General features: G+C 52.8%; 14 protein-coding genes. 10 read left to right on the forward strand and 4 right to left on the reverse strand.

Annotation, left to right across the window (positions count from 1 at the left end; genetic code table 11):
- Positions 1-10 precede the first annotated feature (10 nt).
- Positions 11-1,930 carry an ATP-binding cassette domain-containing protein gene (locus V6U78_RS05860; protein ID WP_405338382.1) on the forward strand — a complete coding sequence of 640 codons (1,920 nt, stop codon included), beginning with the start codon at positions 11-13 and terminating at the stop codon, positions 1,928-1,930.
- A 63-nt stretch (positions 1,931-1,993) separates the two neighbouring features.
- On the opposite strand, the gene V6U78_RS05865 is transcribed toward V6U78_RS05860, so the two are convergent.
- Positions 1,994-3,031: a GGDEF domain-containing protein gene (locus V6U78_RS05865; protein ID WP_405338384.1), complete on the reverse strand. Its 1,038-nt coding sequence runs from the start codon at positions 3,029-3,031 to the stop codon at positions 1,994-1,996.
- Between the two features lie 190 nt (positions 3,032-3,221).
- On the opposite strand from V6U78_RS05865, the gene V6U78_RS05870 reads away from it, so the two are divergent.
- Positions 3,222-4,403, forward strand: coding sequence for an MFS transporter (locus tag V6U78_RS05870; RefSeq protein WP_405338386.1), 1,182 nt, complete (start codon positions 3,222-3,224; stop codon positions 4,401-4,403).
- A gap of 12 nt (positions 4,404-4,415) precedes the next feature.
- Here V6U78_RS05870 and V6U78_RS05875 read toward each other — a convergent pair whose 3' ends face one another.
- On the reverse strand, positions 4,416-5,300 hold the full coding sequence (locus tag V6U78_RS05875) for a LysR family transcriptional regulator (protein ID WP_405338388.1): 885 nt from the start codon (positions 5,298-5,300) through the stop codon (positions 4,416-4,418).
- Positions 5,301-5,421: 121 nt separating this feature from the next.
- Here V6U78_RS05875 and V6U78_RS05880 point away from each other — a divergent pair, with 121 nt between their 5' ends.
- Positions 5,422-6,663, forward strand: a complete 1,242-nt coding sequence (locus V6U78_RS05880; protein WP_405338390.1) for an MFS transporter — start codon at positions 5,422-5,424, stop codon at positions 6,661-6,663.
- On the opposite strand, the gene V6U78_RS05885 is transcribed toward V6U78_RS05880, so the two are convergent.
- Positions 6,660-7,436: a sulfite exporter TauE/SafE family protein gene (locus V6U78_RS05885; protein WP_405338392.1), complete on the reverse strand. Its 777-nt coding sequence runs from the start codon at positions 7,434-7,436 to the stop codon at positions 6,660-6,662. The two genes, V6U78_RS05880 and V6U78_RS05885, sit on opposite strands and share 4 nt — an antisense overlap.
- A gap of 162 nt (positions 7,437-7,598) precedes the next feature.
- On the opposite strand from V6U78_RS05885, the gene V6U78_RS05890 reads away from it, so the two are divergent.
- The 3 genes from V6U78_RS05890 (at position 7,599) to V6U78_RS05900 (ending at position 11,907) form a co-directional block, all read left to right on the forward strand.
- Positions 7,599-8,231: an MBL fold metallo-hydrolase gene (locus V6U78_RS05890; RefSeq protein ID WP_405338394.1), complete on the forward strand. Its 633-nt coding sequence runs from the start codon at positions 7,599-7,601 to the stop codon at positions 8,229-8,231.
- Positions 8,232-8,415: 184 nt separating this feature from the next.
- Entirely contained in the window at positions 8,416-9,516 is a 1,101-nt protein-coding gene (locus tag V6U78_RS05895; RefSeq protein WP_405338396.1) for a WD40/YVTN/BNR-like repeat-containing protein, read from the forward strand.
- Positions 9,517-9,528: 12 nt separating this feature from the next.
- The gene (locus V6U78_RS05900; RefSeq protein WP_405338398.1) at positions 9,529-11,907 is read left to right on the forward strand and encodes an efflux RND transporter permease subunit; all 2,379 of its coding nucleotides are present in this window, start codon (positions 9,529-9,531) and stop codon (positions 11,905-11,907) included.
- A 91-nt stretch (positions 11,908-11,998) separates the two neighbouring features.
- Here the strand turns inward: V6U78_RS05900 and V6U78_RS05905 are convergent, their stop codons facing one another.
- Positions 11,999-12,196: a hypothetical protein gene (locus V6U78_RS05905; protein WP_405338400.1), complete on the reverse strand. Its 198-nt coding sequence runs from the start codon at positions 12,194-12,196 to the stop codon at positions 11,999-12,001.
- A 231-nt stretch (positions 12,197-12,427) separates the two neighbouring features.
- On the opposite strand from V6U78_RS05905, the gene V6U78_RS05910 reads away from it, so the two are divergent.
- The 4 genes from V6U78_RS05910 to V6U78_RS05925 are packed head-to-tail and all read left to right on the forward strand — an operon-like array spanning position 12,428 to position 15,333.
- Positions 12,428-13,030 (forward strand): aminodeoxychorismate/anthranilate synthase component II, encoded by a 603-nt coding sequence (locus tag V6U78_RS05910; protein WP_452312087.1) that lies wholly within the window; start codon positions 12,428-12,430, stop codon positions 13,028-13,030.
- 4 nt (positions 13,031-13,034) lie between these two features.
- Positions 13,035-14,069, forward strand: coding sequence for an anthranilate phosphoribosyltransferase (gene trpD / locus V6U78_RS05915; RefSeq protein WP_405338402.1), 1,035 nt, complete (start codon positions 13,035-13,037; stop codon positions 14,067-14,069).
- The gene (gene trpC, locus V6U78_RS05920; protein WP_405338404.1) at positions 14,066-14,875 is read left to right on the forward strand and encodes an indole-3-glycerol phosphate synthase TrpC; all 810 of its coding nucleotides are present in this window, start codon (positions 14,066-14,068) and stop codon (positions 14,873-14,875) included. The genes trpD and trpC overlap by 4 nt, the downstream gene beginning before the upstream one ends.
- Positions 14,876-14,913: 38 nt before the next feature.
- On the forward strand, positions 14,914-15,333 hold the full coding sequence (locus V6U78_RS05925; protein ID WP_405338406.1) for an OsmC family protein: 420 nt from the start codon (positions 14,914-14,916) through the stop codon (positions 15,331-15,333).
- The last annotated feature ends 70 nt before the right edge of the window (positions 15,334-15,403 follow it).

A 15,403-nucleotide genomic window follows, 5' to 3' on the forward strand; every position in this document is an offset into this window, starting at 1 on the left:
ATTCCTTCCCATGACACTGCTGCGCTTTGAACATCTTCATCTGGCCTATGGCCCAACCCCACTGTTAAATGATGCCAACCTCACTCTGGAAAAGGGTGAGCGGGTGGCACTTCTTGGACGCAATGGTGCCGGTAAATCCTCGCTGCTCAAACTGGTCGCTGGTGATATTCAGCCGGACGGCGGCGATTTGTGGCGCAAACCCGGCCTTAAAATTGGCGTCCTGCCTCAGGTCTTACCTGCTGCGGATGATCGCGATGTCTACGAGGTCGTCGCACTCGGTCTGGCTGAGGCTGGCCGTCTTCTTGAGGCTTTTCACCATCTCACTCAGCTTCCACCCGATCAGGTCGATCTGGACAAGATGGATGCCCTGCAGCATCAGCTGGATGCCTGTGATGGCTGGTCACTCGGCCAGAAGGTTGAACAACTACTGAAACGCCTGCATCTGGATGGCAGCGCTAAGATGGCTTCTCTGTCAGGCGGCTGGCGGCGTCGTGTGGCCTTAGCCCAAGCCTTGATCAGCGAGCCCGATCTCTTACTGCTCGATGAGCCGACCAACCATTTGGACATCGAAACCATCCAGTGGTTAGAAGAACAGATTAAAGCCTTTAATGGCGCGGTGTTACTGATCACCCACGATCGGGCCTTTATGCAAAATCTAGCCACACGGATGCTGGAGCTGGATCTAGGCCAAATCATCAGCTGGGAAGGCGGTTACCAGGATTTTCTGGCCTATAAGGCTCATCAGCTTGAAGTCGAAGCACGACATCAAGCGGCTTTTGATAAAAAACTCGCTCAAGAAGAAGTCTGGATACGTCAAGGTATCAAGGCACGCCGCACCCGTAATGAAGGCCGCGTGCGCGCCCTGCAAGAACTACGCAAAGAAAGGGCCGCCCGTTTACAGCGTCAGGGTAAGGCAGATATTCAGCTCGAAGCGGCCGGACAATCAGGCAAGCTGGTCGTTGAACTGAAAAATGTCTCACACAGCTATGGTGATCAACCCGTCATTCGCGATCTCAGCACGCGTATCCAGCGCGGTGACAAGATCGGTCTTTTGGGGCGCAACGGCGCAGGTAAAACCACACTGCTCAAGATCCTGCTTGGTCAGCTGACACCAGAAGCCGGTGAAGTCAAACTCGGCACACAGCTTGAAGTGGCTTATTTTGATCAGCTGCGCGGCCAGTTAGACCCGAGCAAAACGGTCCTGGATAACCTGGCTGAAGGGCGCACCAGTGTCACGATTAATGGGCGCGATAAGCATGTGATTGGCTACCTACAGGATTTTCTGTTTACGCCTGATCGAGCACGCCAGCCAGTCAGCGCGCTTTCTGGTGGAGAACAAAATCGCCTGCTGCTGGCCAAGCTCTTCGCCAAGCCTGCCAACTTACTGGTGATGGATGAGCCAACCAATGATCTGGACCTTGAGACGCTCGAACTCCTCGAAGAGCTACTGCTGAATTACGAAGGCACACTGCTGCTGGTCAGCCATGATCGCGCCTTCTTGGATAGCGTGGTCACAGGTATTCTGGCCTTTGAAGAGCAGGGACGCATTAAGGAATATGTTGGCGGCTATGAAGACTGGCTACGCCAAGGCGGGCGTTTTCCAGAGCTTGGCAGCAACAAAGGCGCGGCACAAATCTCTCGTTTAGAAGAGGTGTCTCCGCCAGCTGCGCCCACTGCGGCTGTACAACCCAAAGTGGAGACAGCACCAACCAAAAAGCTCAGCTACAAGTTGCAGCGTGAACTCGATCAGCTTCCCGCTGAGATCGAGGCTCTGGAAACTGCGATTGCCGCACAGGAAGCCAAGATCAGCCAAGCTGATTTTTACCAGCAAAGCTCTGAAGTGGTCGCTCAAGAGCTGGCGGACCTCGAAGCCTTACAGGCAGAGTTAGAAGGCAAAATGGAACGCTGGCTGGAACTTGAAGCGCTCTAAAACTCGATACACTCTAGGGTAGACAGCTGAAAGCAACCCCACTTCATGGACGAAGTGGGTTCCTTAAAAAAGATCCACCGAGCCGGTTTTAGGCCGCTTCTCTTTCATCAAGCCTTGATCCAAAAGCTCCTGATAAAAATGAAGCTGATTACGACCATGACTTTTGGCGTAGTAGAGCGCCTGATCAGCCTGATCAAGCAGCGAAGAGGCCAAATGCCGATTAGTCAGCTGCACCACACCAATACTGGCGGTCACCTGCCCAACCTGAGGGAAGGGATAGCTTTCTATCGCACGATGCAGGCGTGTAAAGAGCTTTTTCGCTTCTGCTAAACCACCACAGTGAGCGACGATCACAAATTCCTCACCACCAAAACGATAGAGATAGTCTGTACGGCGAAAGTTCTGCTGCATCAAGCGCGAGATCAGTATCAATACTTCATCACCAAAGATATGGCCATAGGTGTCATTGACCTGCTTAAAGTGATCAATATCCAGTACCGCCATCCAGTGATGATCAACCTTAGCGGCCAAGACACGGCGGCGATCATCTGCATCAGCAAGAATATTGGGATCAATCAACTCTTGGCTGATGCGTAAGAAGTTCTCATCAAAGGTTTTCCGATTCAGCAGCCCTGTCAGCTCATCCGTTTGCGCATCTTCGAGCAGGCGGCAGAAGTTATGATAAATACGAAAGAAACTGCTGATCAGATGTTCTTCCGTTGCCACCAGTGGTTCTTGACTGCCGATCAATAGGCAAAAGTGGATGTCATGCATATCCACTACAGGAAAGGCACACAGATAGGAAGCATCCGCTGCCTGCACAAAACAAGGCTGCCCCTGCTGCAAGGCACGACGAACCAAGTCTGAAGCGGGCTGAGATTGCGCCTGCTCTGGTTGCAGCTCGACGACATCGGACTGGGCGGGCTGGTAACTGAGCGCGATCAATAGTCGGTAGGCCTCATCCACCTTGTATAACTGCAAGGAGAGTGGATTTAAGATTTCATGCAGGGTTTTCAACAGGCTCAGCTCTAAACGCTGGACATCCCTGTAGCTGGTAATGTGCGCTAGGCTGTCTAGCAACTGATGAAGTCGATGAGGCATAGTCTGACCAGAAATCCATAATCAAGTTGATTCCAATATGCTACATGAAGCTTGTCAGCGAGTTAACAAAAAAACACCAAAAATCACCTTTTTTGCCCCGAGACATCAACAAAGAGTGCAAACATGCATTAGACATCACTTATAAAAAATCACCACCATGCTATGCTCTGCCTTTTGTTAAGGAAAAATCATGCTTCCACTGAATGTCTGGGGCCTCTCTCTCGGGCAAGCCTTGCTGATTAGCGGCAATATCCTGCTGGTCTCAGTTGGCGCCCTAATTGGCCAGCAGCTGGCCCCCACACCAGCCTACACCACCCTTCCTATCGCTTTACAGTTTTTAGGGCTGATGAGCATCACCCTACCTGCTGCGCTGCTAATGGGCTGGATGGGCCGTAAAATTGGTTTTTTACTCGGCAACCTGCTTGGCCTCGTCGGTGCCGGACTGGCCTATCTTGCTCTACTCGAGCACAGCTTTATATTGTTTTGTAGCGCCACCTTTTTGCTGGGCATGGCCATTGGCGTTGGACAGCAGTACCGCTTTGCCGCAGTCGAGGCCTGCTCTCCCCAGCAAGCTGCACTCGCAATCAGTCTAGTCATGGGTGGAGGCGTACTCGCGGCACTGATTGGTCCCAATTTGGCCATCTGGTCACAGGCCTTTTATCCTGATTCTCCCTTTTTGGGCGCTTTTGCCGCACTATTTGGGCTCTATCTGCTCACACTACTGCTGATTCTGCTACTCCCCTTGCCTCAGCCAAGTCCTCAGGAGCAAGCCAGGGGTGGGCGACCTTATCGTCAGCTGCTCCAACAACCTCAGCTGGTTGCAGCCATTCTCGCGGGCAGTCTAGGCTATGCGGTGATGGTGTTACTGATGACGGCAACACCCCTGGCCATGCATCAGGATGGCTATGCTTTTCACGATACAGCCAGCATTATTCAGTGGCATGTGTTGGGTATGTTTTTGCCTTCGTTTATCACCGGTCGCCTGATTCAGCGCTTTGGCACACGCCATGTGATTCAAGCGGGATGCTGGCTGCTGCTGGGATGTGTTCTGGTCAGTCAGCTTGGCAGAGACTACTGGCACTTCTGGGTTGCGCTGGTGGCGCTTGGCATAGGCTGGAATTTCACCTTTATCGGTGCTACTCACCTGCTGACACAAAGCTACGCTCCTCAGGAAAAAGCTCGGGTCCAAGGAATGAATGACTTTTTTGTCTTTGGGTTTTCGGCCCTCGCCAGTCTGCTAGCAGGGCATTTGCATCACTGGCTGGGCTGGGAGCAGCTCAACCTGTGGATGCTACCCTGTATTGCGCTGGTCATGCTTGCACTTTATGGATTGAAACCACGCCAAGCACAGCCAGCACAAAATCACAGCTAACAACGCCAGACGCTAGTTGGCGGCCACTTCGGCATGCTCAAGCAAAAAGTCAACAAAGGCGCGATCAGCAATCGATTGGTACGCGCCTTTTTTCCAAGCAATCGACATATTCAAAAACACGCGCTCTTTGAAGGGGACAGCAATCAAATCGGGTTCATCCTTGAGCACCATTTTCAAAAAAACAGTAATGCCAAAGCCTTGGCGCACAATGGATTTGGTCAGCGGGATCAAGTTGGATTCAAACGCAACCTTGGGAGTCAGCCCGGATTTTTCGCACACACGATCAATAAACTCACGGTGGAAGTAGCCTTCTTTAAAGAGCACCAGCTCTTCTTCAAAGAAATCGGCAAAACTCACCGCATCCATATCAGCAAAACGATGATCAGATGGCACACAGACCACCATTTCTTCTTGTAAGAATGAAACGGCCTCTAAATCGGGGGGCACACGATCAGCGACGATCACCCCCACATCAAGGGTACCTTCACGAATTTTCTTCTGGATGCTGCGCGTGCCATCTTCAAAGACGGCCAGATTCAAATTCTGATGCCGGTGCTTAAAAGCCATCAGAATAGGTGGAAAATAATAGGAACCCAGCATACTTGGAATCCCGATGCGCACCTCTCCCTTGGTCAGGCCACGCGCCTCATTGAGCGCCAGCTCAGCGGCTTCCACCTCATCGAGAATGCGTCGTGCATGCACCAGCAGCAGCGCACCCTCCGCTGTTGGCTTCACCTTCTTTTCACCCCGATCAAGCAAGGACAAGCCGAGCTGCTTTTCCATATTACGAATGGACATACTGACCGCGGGCTGGGCCACACCCAAACGTTCAGCCGCCAAGGTAAAGCTCCCCAAATCAGCCACAGCAACCAGATAACGCAAAGGACGAATATCCATAACATGACCTTATCTTGAGTATTGGTAGGATATATTTCGCTTATTGTATCAGAGGGCGTAGAGTGAGAACACCTCTTGATGTATCACTCTTGTCTATATTTCTTATACCAAACTTAACGCCATGATTAAAGAAAAATCACCCGAATTTTGGCGGGCCACGCTCGCGCTGGGCTGCGGCTCGTTTATGATCTTCAGTAACCTCTATGTCACTCAACCCTTACTCCCTGAATTCAAAACTATTTTTGGCATTTCTTCTTTAGAAGCCAATGCTTCTCTGGCCTTAGCAAGCCTGACCCTCGGCTTATCGCTGCTATTTTATGGCCCCCTGTCTGATGCGCTCGGGCGCAAAAAAATCATGCTAATCACCATGATCGGCGTCGTACTGGTCACCTTTTTACTCGCCTGGGCGCCCAACTACCCTAGTCTTTTGGTCCTACGCGCGATTCAAGGCTTTTTGCTCGGCGGTCTTCCCGCCATTGCGATTGGCTATATGGGGGATGAGTTCTCCAAAAAGGCCGTCGCGCTGGCTGTCGGTTTCTATATTGCCGCCAACTCTCTAGGAGGCATTAATGGCCGGCTTTTTTCAGGCTGGATGGCAGATCTTTTTGATTGGCGAGCGAGCTTCTTGGCTGCTGGTTGCTTATCGTTGGTGTGTTTAGCCGTGTTCTGGTGGGCCTTGCCACCTTCACGTCATTTTCAAGCGCAACGCTTTGGCTGGTCTTCTTTTATACGTCCTTTAGGACTGCATCTGCGTCATCCGCTTCTCTTAGTGGCCTACCTGATTGGCGGGCTGAACTTTTTTATCTTTGTCAATCAATACAGCTATATCACCTATCTGCTAGCAGGTGAGCCTTGGCAGCTCGCCAGTCGCTGGTTGGGCCTACTCTTTTTGACCTATTTAAGCGGCACCTGGGCAGCCAGTATATCTGGACGTGTCGCCTTGGTGCTGGCGCAACCTTACTGTATGGCACTGGGGATCAGCCTGATGCTACTGGGCAGTGGCCTCACTCTCTTCCCTAGCCTGATCAGTATCCTGCTTGGGCTATTGGTGAGCAGTTTTGGCTTCTTTTTCTGTCACTCCAATGCTTCAAGCTGGGTCAGCCGCCAAGCGACCGAAGCGCGCGCCAGTGCCTCAAGCCTCTACCTGGTGTTCTATTATCTCGGAGCCAGCAGCGGTGCTTTTTACCTCGACCCCTTTTGGCGTTGGGCCGCCTGGCCTGGGGTGGTCGCAGGCTCAGTCGTGATCCTGCTGATCACGCTTGGGTGCAGCCTGTGGCTCGCGCGTCAGGATGGACGCACACTCAGCCAGCTCCATGCTGCACCGAATCACACGACACAAGCCGAGAAGCCGCAGGCTTCTTAAAAGGTGTGTGCGGTTTCAGTCAGCGCTTGATAAGCATCCCAGAGCAAACGCATGGCCAGCAGCGTCAGTATCCAATGGATAATGCGTGCAAAACGCTGATCGCTCATGCGTCCAAGAATCTTAAGTCCTAGCCAGGTGCCAACAGCTCCCGCTGCAATCATCAATAGAATCAGGCCAAGCCACTGTTGAAATAAAAAGCCTGCACCACCAAATACCACGGCTTTGGGCAGATGCTGTAAACTCATCGCTGCAGCAAAATTGGCGACGGTACGAAAACGCTCCCCCTGCTGCTGTTGCTTGATAAAGGCCATCACCAACGGCCCTGTTGCCCCAGCAAACATACTCAGAAAACTGGTCGAGATCGCTGTTGCTAAAGTGCCCAAGCGACCTAGGCCAATGCTTGGAATCGCAGGCCCCCAGCATAAAAAGAGAATAAAACCAGCAATAATCAACTGTAGCCAAGCAAGCGGCAGCTGCACCAAAAACACACTGGCGATCCACGCGCCCATCACCGCGCCAGGCGCAAAAATCAGCAGCATCTTAAAATCCAGATGTCGCCAGGTCATCAGCGCCCGATTGGCATTCGAACCTAGCTGCACCATACCATGTACCGGAATAATCGCCGCCGGTGGCAAGATCAGCGCCAAAATGGCGAGTAGCAATACACCACCTCCCACGCCAAAACTGGCCGTCAACACCGACGTCAGCGCGGCGGCCACAATCAGTAGCAGTTGAATACTGGCACTTAATTCAGCGGGAAAAAAAGCCGTCACCTTCGATCTCCTGAGTCAGCACAAAACACATCTAGAGAAGACATCACAAAAAAAGCATAATATTGAGTCTGCATTTTGCTGCATCTTGTCTAGAAGCAGCAGAGAGAGGCCTGATCTCACCTTCGGTCTCATCGCTTTATCCCAGCCATCAGGAGTCAGCCTGTGCTACATTTTGAAATTCTCCCCGTCACCCCCTTTGCGCAAAATGCGACGCTGATCTGGTGTGATCTCACCCAAGAAGCAGCCATCATCGATGCCGGCGGTGAAGTTGATCGCCTCTTGGAGGCCGTGGAACAGCGTGGCCTCAAGCTTACCTATCTATTACTGACCCACGGCCATATCGATCATGCAGGTGGAGCAGCAGATTTAAAAGCCAGAACAGGCGTACCCATCTGGGGCCCCCAGCGTGAAGACCAATTCTGGCTGGATGGTCTCGGTGATCAAAGCCGCCTGTTTTCCTTTCCTGAAGCCAAGCCAGTCACGCCAGATCGCTGGTTAGAAGAAGGAGATCGCATTCAGCTAGGACAGAGCCAGCTGGAGGTCTTGCACTGTCCTGGTCATACACCTGGGCATGTTGTTTTCTATGATGCAGAAAGCCAGTGGGCGCAGGTCGGCGATGTGCTCTTTGCTGGCTCGATTGGCCGGACTGATTTTCCTCGCGGTGATCACGCTACATTGATCGCCTCGATCAAAAACAAACTTCTCCCTCTTGGCGATGCGGTCCGCTTTGTACCTGGGCATGGGCCGATGTCGAGTTTTGGTGCAGAAAAAAGAAACAATCCTTTTCTGCGCTAAACTCAACAAGTCGCACCATCATCGCATTGAAGCAGCATCTGGTGCTGGCTGACTCGACTAAAGGATAGGTCGATCAGCCGCAACAAGTTAAAACAAGCGTTTGTCTGCAAACCCGCATAATGCTAGAGTGCAAAGATGACTGCTTCTTCGCGACCCATCTAAAAAAAATAACTGGAGACCTTCTATGCAGCAGCTCTTCTCTCGCTGTTTGGTTTTTATGATGCTGCTTGGCTTGCTCTTTCCTGGCCTGGCTTCAGCACAACAGCAACTCCTCCGCCCTGCTCTCCCTTCTGCCTTAGCGGCGTCCAGCCTGTTACTGGACATCAGTGCCGCAGGTGAGCGCCTGGTCAGTGTAGGAGAACGCGGCCATATCGTTTTCCAAGATCCTCAACAGGACTGGCAGCAAGCCGAGGCGCCTGTCATTGCGCACCTCACAGGTGTTGACTTTGCCAATGATCAACTCGGTTTTGCCGTTGGCCATGAAGGCATCATTCTGCGCACCCGTGATCAGGGCAGCCACTGGGAGCTGGTTCACCATGAACTGACTGCCGCCCCAGTGCGTGCTGAAGCCAAGCTGCCTGAACTTGAGCTGGCTCTTGAGCAGGCCCAGGAAGCGGATGATCTGGTGGATATTGAATACCTCGAAGAACAGCTCGATCTGCTCTATTTCGCACTGGAAGCCGAGGAAGTCTCGCCTTTGCTGGATATCCTGATGTTTTCACCCAGCCAGGGGCTCGCGGTGGGTGGTTATAACCTGGCCCTGATGACCGAGGATGCAGGTGAAAGCTGGACACTGGTCAGCGACCGGATTCCCAACTGGGAGGGCCGCCATCTTAACGCCATCACGCAGGACCCCCAGGGCAGGCTCTATATTGCCGGTGAAGGCGGTGTTGTGTTTCTCTCCGAAGACCAAGGTGAGAGCTGGGAAGATATCTCGGTTGACTATGACGGTTCCTTGTTTGGTGTGATCGCCACAGAAGAGCAGCTCTTTGCCTTTGGTCTGCGCGGCCACCTGTTCATCAGCGATAGCGCCGGTGCCAGCTGGGAAGAAGTTCCAACGCCAACAGAACAAACACTGAACGCAGGGCTGATTCTGGGTGAACGCCTACTGCTGGTGGGCCAAAATGGCCTTTATTTATATGGCGAGCCACATCAGCTCCAGGCGCTCCAACTGCCTCAGCGCCAATCTCTGGTGTCCGTGATCGCGCAAGACCAGCAGATCATCGCTGTTGGCCGCGCAGGCGTGCATCGCCTGATGATTCCTCAAGATGCTGATTCACTTTAAGGGAAGCCGCTGATGACTTCACAAGAACAACAAACCACCGCTGAACTGGATCGCCAAGCCCCTTGGCTTGAACGTGTCATTTTCCATGCGCGCCCACTCTGGCTTGGCCTGCTGCTGCTGGTCACGATCTTCTTGGCAACACAAGCCGTGCAAGTCAAGCCCGAAGCCAGTTTTGAAAAACTGATTCCCCTCTCCCACCCCTATATCGAGAATTTCATGGAGCGTCAGGATGACCTGCGTGGACTCGGGAATGCCGTACGCATCGTCGTGACGGTAGAAGAGGAGGGCGCGGATATTTTCAGCGCGGCCTATATGCAGCGCCTGCAAGAAGTCTATGACGAGGTGCGCTTCCTACCCGGCGTCGATCAGTCTGCAGTCCGCTCTCTGTGGGACCCAGCTGTGCGCTGGACCCAGGTCACTGAAGAGGGTTTTGAAGGTGGCACCGTCATCCCTGATACCTATGATGGCAGCGCAGAAAGCCTCGAAGTCCTGCGTGAAAACGTGCTGCGTTCAGGACAGGTTGGCATTCTGGTGGCGAATGACTTTCGCTCTACCATCGTACTGGCACCGCTGGTCGAAATGGTTGATGGACAACCGCTGAACTACCAAACCTTCTCGCATTCTTTAGAGGAAATCCGTGATCGTTTTAGCGATGACACCTTTCAAATTCGGATTATCGGTTTTGCCAAGCTGATTGGTGATTTGATTGATGGCGCTACACAAGTCGGCTTCTTCTTCCTGATCGCACTGGCGATTACCTTTGTACTGCTCTTCCTCTATTCGCGCTGCTTCAAGAGCTCGATTATTCCACTGGTCTGTTCAGTGATTGCCGTTGTCTGGCAGCTTGGGCTTCTCAAGCTCATGGGCTTTGGCTTAGATCCCTACTCGATGCTGGTCCCCTTTTTGGTGTTTGCGATTGCCGTCTCCCACGGCGTGCAGGTCATCAACGCGATGGCGATTGAAGCCTCACATGGTCATAGCCGCTTAATGGCTGCCCGTCTGGCCTTCCGCAGCCTGTATGTGGCCGGTATTCTGGCGCTGGTCTCGGATGCCATTGGCTTTATGACGCTGTTGTTTATTGATATTCAGGTGATTCAAGAGCTGGCCATTGCGGCTGCCTTGGGTGTCGCGGTGATCATCCTCACCAACCTACTGTTGCTGCCTTTGATCATGTCTTATCTGGGCGTGGGTAAAACCAGCATTATTCGTGCTGAACGCAAGCGTCAAGAAACCTCGCCCATCTGGCATCGTATCTCCTTTTTCAGTCACAAGAAGGTGGCGCCCTGGTCTTTACTGGTCGCGTTAATCTTGGGTGTGGTGGGTTTGATTGGGAGTGCCCAGCTTCAAATCGGGGATCTTGATGAAGGTGCGCCCGAGCTGCGCCCAGATTCACGCTATAACCTCGATAATGCTTATGTCACACGCAACTATGCGACCAGTGCGGATGTGCTGGTGGTGATGGTGGAAACACCCGAGCAGGGTTGTGTTGCCTTTGAAGCACTCGAAGCCGTCGATCGTCTTGAATGGCAGATGCGTAATCTAGAGGGCGTACAAGGCACTATGTCGCCATCCTATATTACCCAAAGGGTGATCGCTGGTTTTAATGAAGGCAACCTGAAGTGGGAGGCCTTATCACGCAACCAGTTTGTCCTGAATCAGGCCATGAGCAACCTGCCCGCTGGGATGATCAATAACCAGTGTGATCTGCTCCCCGTGATTCTATATCTGGAAGATCATAAGGCCGATACGCTGGTGCGTGTCACGCGCGAGATCGAGGCCTTTGCGGCCGAGAACAACTCTGAGGCTGCGGTCTTTATGCTCGCAGCCGGCAGTGCAGGTATTGAAGCCGCCACCAATGAAGAAATCGCCCGCGCACAAACCTTTATGCTGATCTTTGTCTACGCGGTTGTGGCCGCTCTGGTGTTGATCACCTTCCGCTCTTGGCGTGCGGTGATCTGTATTGTCGCACCACTGGGATTGACCTCGGTGCTCTGCCAAGCGCTGATGGCCCAGCTTGGAATTGGCGTCAAGGTCGCCACCCTGCCCGTCATTGCACTCGGGGTGGGTATCGGCGTGGACTATGGCATCTATATCTATTCACGTTTAAGCCAATATCTGCGTGAAGGCGAGAATCTGCAAGATGCCTATTACCACACGCTGCGCTCAACAGGTAAGGCGGTCAGCTTTACTGGTCTCACCCTGGCCATCGGTGTCGGAACTTGGGTCTTCTCACCGATCAAATTCCAGGCGGATATGGGGATACTGCTCACCTTTATGTTTATCTGGAACATGATCGGCGCGCTGTGGTTACTGCCTGCCTTTGCACGCTACCTGCTGAAAGATCAGGTGATTGCCAAGGATCAAGCCCACCCTGCAACCCAAGCATCCTAAGCCTAGGGGGAGTAAAATCCCCCATCCACAAAAAAAGCCCCAAGCATAGCAAGGGGCTTTTTTGCTTTTCAGGTAGCATCAGTGTGAAGAGTTAAACGCTCACATTAATGGTATGACCTGAACGTCCTTCTGGTGCTGGAACTGAACCCATCAGCGCCATAATGGCATCACCTTGTACTTCCTGTGCCTGCTTGACGACACTCACTTGCGCCTCAAGTCGGACTTGCGCATCACGCTGTGCCAGCGTTGAGCGCACCAAAACTTCCGGGTTAACTGCTGAAATATCCATACTTCACCTTTGCGGATGAGGATAAAGACCCTATGGATCACATAAGGATGAAACCTAAGCCTAACAGCCTCTGCCTGAAAATGCACAAGACGGCTACTGATTCACATTGAATGCATCTTCCCAACTCAGCGGCATGAGCCTAGAACAGAGGTTTCTTAGCACTGAATAAGAATCTATGTATAATCCTTGAGCCTTGTTTTTTCGCTATTTCAATTTCAGGATGCACCCACCATGCTGCTGATGATCGACAACTTTGACAGTTTCACCTATAACCTCGTCCAATATTTTTCTGAACTCGGTGCCTCTGTCATCGTTGAACGTAACGATCGTCTGACGCTGGAACAGATAGAAGAACTCAACCCAACCCATCTTGTCATCTCTCCCGGCCCCTGTACACCGAATGAAGCCGGTATCTCTTTAGCGGCGATCCAGCATTTTGCTGGCAAACTGCCAATTTTGGGCGTCTGTTTAGGGCATCAGGCCATAGGGCAGGCTTTTGGCGCCAAGGTCGTCAGAGCGCCTCAGGTGATGCACGGCAAAACCTCTTGGATCGAGCATCAAGGTCAGGGGGTTTTTGCCGGTCTACAGCAACCGCTGAATGTCACTCGCTATCATTCTCTGGTCATTGATGAAGCCAGCCTGCCCGCTTGCCTTGAAGTGACCGCGCGCGTGGCTCAGGATGACCCCACACCTGGATTAATTATGGGTGTCAAACACCACTCTCTGCCGATTGAAGGCGTTCAGTTTCATCCTGAATCCATCTTGTCTCAGCAGGGTCATGCCTTGTTGAAGAACTTTCTCAATACCCCACCTCCTCTAGCCCAAGCGAGCTGAAATCATGTCTATTCAACACGCGATCGATCAAGTCTCCCGCTTTGAGCATCTAGATCACGCCACCATGACCCAGATCATGCAAGAAATCATGAGCGGCCAAGCTGAGCCAATGCAGGTCAGCGCGCTGCTGCTCGGTCTCCGTATGAAGGGTGAAACCGTCGAAGAAATCACTGCTGCCGCTCAGGTCATGCGCGCTCTGGCTACACCTGTCCATCTGCCAGATATGGAGCTCGTCGATCTGGTCGGCACAGGTGGCGATGGCGCCCATCTCTTTAATGTCTCCACCTGTGCCAGCTTTGTCGTCGCTGCCGCTGGAGGCAAGGTGGCCAAGCATGGCAATCGCTCTGTCTCTTCCACCAGTGGCAGTGCTGATGTGCTCGAAGCGGCTGGTGTTTATCTCAATCTGGATGCGGCGGCTGTCCAGCGCTGCGTCGAAGCACTCGGCGTCGGCTTTATGTTTGCCCCCCAGCATCATAGTGCGATGCGCCACGCGGTGGCACCACGTCAAGCGCTGGGTATCCGCACCCTGTTTAACCTGCTTGGCCCCTTAACCAATCCTGCCGGAGCGCAACATCAGCTCCTTGGTGTTTATAGTGCCAAGCTGGTCACGCCTTTAGCCAAGGTTCTACAGCAACTGGGTGTGCGCCACGCCTTGGTGGTCAGTGGTGCAGAAGGTCTGGATGAAATCTCGATTGCTGGCCCAACCCATGTTGCTGAGCTTAAACAAGGTGAGATCCATGAGTACACCATCTCACCTGAGGACTATGGTTTAGATCGCCAATCACTAGAGGCTTTGAAGGTTGCCTCAGCCCAGGAATCACTGCAACTGATGCGCGAAGTACTGAACAATCAAGCTGGCCCAGCCTTGGATATGGTGCTGCTGAATGCAGGTGCAGCCCTCTACGCTGCTGATATCGCCGAATCCATGATTGAAGGCGTCGCGCTGGCACAGGATGCCATCGCCTCTGGACAGGCAATGGAAAAACTCAAAGCCCTAATCAGCCTGACCCAAAGCCTTAACCCAGGAACTGCTGCATGAATGCCAATCTCCCTACGATTCTGAAGACCATCGTCGCCCGCAAGCACCAAGAGGTGGCCGAACGTAGCCGCCACTGCCCCACGGCCAGCTTGATCCACAAGGCTCAGCAGGCCGATACGCCACGTGGTTTTGCTCAAGCCTTGATCGATCGTGCTCAGGCTCAACAGCCCGCTATTATTGCTGAGATTAAAAAAGCCTCTCCGAGCAAGGGTGTGCTGCGTGAGGATTTTATTCCTGCAGAAATTGCACAAAGATACGAGGCCTGTGGCGCAGCCTGTCTTTCTGTGCTGACTGATCATGATTTTTTCCAAGGCCATGAAGATTATTTGCAAGCCGCCCGCGCGGCCTGCCGCCTGCCTGTCATTCGCAAGGATTTTATTGTTGATCCTTATCAGGTCTATGAAGCGCGCGCCATCGGTGCCGATGCCATTTTATTGATTGCCGCCTGCCTTGAAGACCAGCCCATGCAAGAGCTGAATCTTCTGGCGCATGAACTCGGTATGGATGTGTTGATCGAGGTACATAATCAAGCTGAACTAGAACGTGCCTTGCTTCTTCCTAACCGGTTGATTGGCATCAATAACCGTGATCTGCACAGCTTTGAAGTCAGCCTGCAACACACCTGGGATCTGTTGCCACTGATTCCAGAAGATCGCCTGGTGATCACCGAAAGCGGCCTGATCTCACGCGATGATGTGCTGGCTATGCAGGAGCGCCAAGTACAGGGCTTTCTCGTTGGTGAAGCCTTTATGCGTGCGGCCGATCCAGGGCAAGCGTTACAAGCCATGTTTTTTCCTGCGCGCTGATGCGTCGCAGCCCTTTTCTCTTCACAAAGGTCATGTGCATGCAAGTTAAAGTCAAATGGGTCGATGGTGTGCAATTTGTGGCTGAGTCAGGCACAGGCCACTCAGTGGTTCTGGACGGCCCTGAGGCCTCAGGTGGTCGCAATACTGGCCCACGTCCAATGGAAATGCTGCTGATGGGACTCGGTGGATGCAGCAGCTACGATGTGGTCACCATCTTACAAAAATCTCGCCAGCAGCTGGTGGACTGTGCCGTGGACATCCAAGCGGAGCGTGTTGATAGCGTGCCAGCGGTGTTCAGCAAAATCCACCTGCACTTTGTGGTGACGGGCAAGGATCTCAAGCCCACTCAAGTCGAGCGTGCGGTGCAGCTGTCTGCCGAAAAATACTGCTCGGCTTCGATCATGCTCGGTCAAGCAGGTGTCGAGATCACCCACAGCCACGAAATCATCGAGGTTTAACCTCTCGCCTCTCTTCAGGGCTTCAGGGCTTCAGGGCTTCAGGGCTTCAGGGCTTCAGGGCTTCAGGGCT

It is taken from the genome of Marinospirillum alkalitolerans (assembly GCF_045055655.1).
Taxonomy (GTDB): Bacteria; Pseudomonadota; Gammaproteobacteria; order Pseudomonadales; family Halomonadaceae; genus Marinospirillum; species Marinospirillum alkalitolerans.

Excerpts from the sequence above, each read along its gene's own strand:
- V6U78_RS05860 (WP_405338382.1), top strand. The coding sequence starts at position 11 with ATGACACTGCTGCGCTTTGAACATCTTCATCTGGCCTATGGCCCAACC.
- V6U78_RS05865 (WP_405338384.1), bottom strand. The coding sequence starts at position 3,031 with ATGCCTCATCGACTTCATCAGTTGCTAGACAGCCTAGCGCACATTACC.
- V6U78_RS05870 (WP_405338386.1), top strand. The coding sequence starts at position 3,222 with ATGCTTCCACTGAATGTCTGGGGCCTCTCTCTCGGGCAAGCCTTGCTG.
- V6U78_RS05875 (WP_405338388.1), bottom strand. The coding sequence starts at position 5,300 with ATGGATATTCGTCCTTTGCGTTATCTGGTTGCTGTGGCTGATTTGGGG.
- V6U78_RS05880 (WP_405338390.1), top strand. The coding sequence starts at position 5,422 with ATGATTAAAGAAAAATCACCCGAATTTTGGCGGGCCACGCTCGCGCTG.
- V6U78_RS05895 (WP_405338396.1), top strand. The coding sequence starts at position 8,416 with ATGCAGCAGCTCTTCTCTCGCTGTTTGGTTTTTATGATGCTGCTTGGC.
- V6U78_RS05900 (WP_405338398.1), top strand. The coding sequence starts at position 9,529 with ATGACTTCACAAGAACAACAAACCACCGCTGAACTGGATCGCCAAGCC.
- V6U78_RS05905 (WP_405338400.1), bottom strand. The coding sequence starts at position 12,196 with ATGGATATTTCAGCAGTTAACCCGGAAGTTTTGGTGCGCTCAACGCTG.
- V6U78_RS05910 (WP_452312087.1), top strand. The coding sequence starts at position 12,428 with ATGCTGCTGATGATCGACAACTTTGACAGTTTCACCTATAACCTCGTC.
- trpD (WP_405338402.1), top strand. The coding sequence starts at position 13,035 with ATGTCTATTCAACACGCGATCGATCAAGTCTCCCGCTTTGAGCATCTA.
- trpC (WP_405338404.1), top strand. The coding sequence starts at position 14,066 with ATGAATGCCAATCTCCCTACGATTCTGAAGACCATCGTCGCCCGCAAG.
- V6U78_RS05925 (WP_405338406.1), top strand. The coding sequence starts at position 14,914 with ATGCAAGTTAAAGTCAAATGGGTCGATGGTGTGCAATTTGTGGCTGAG.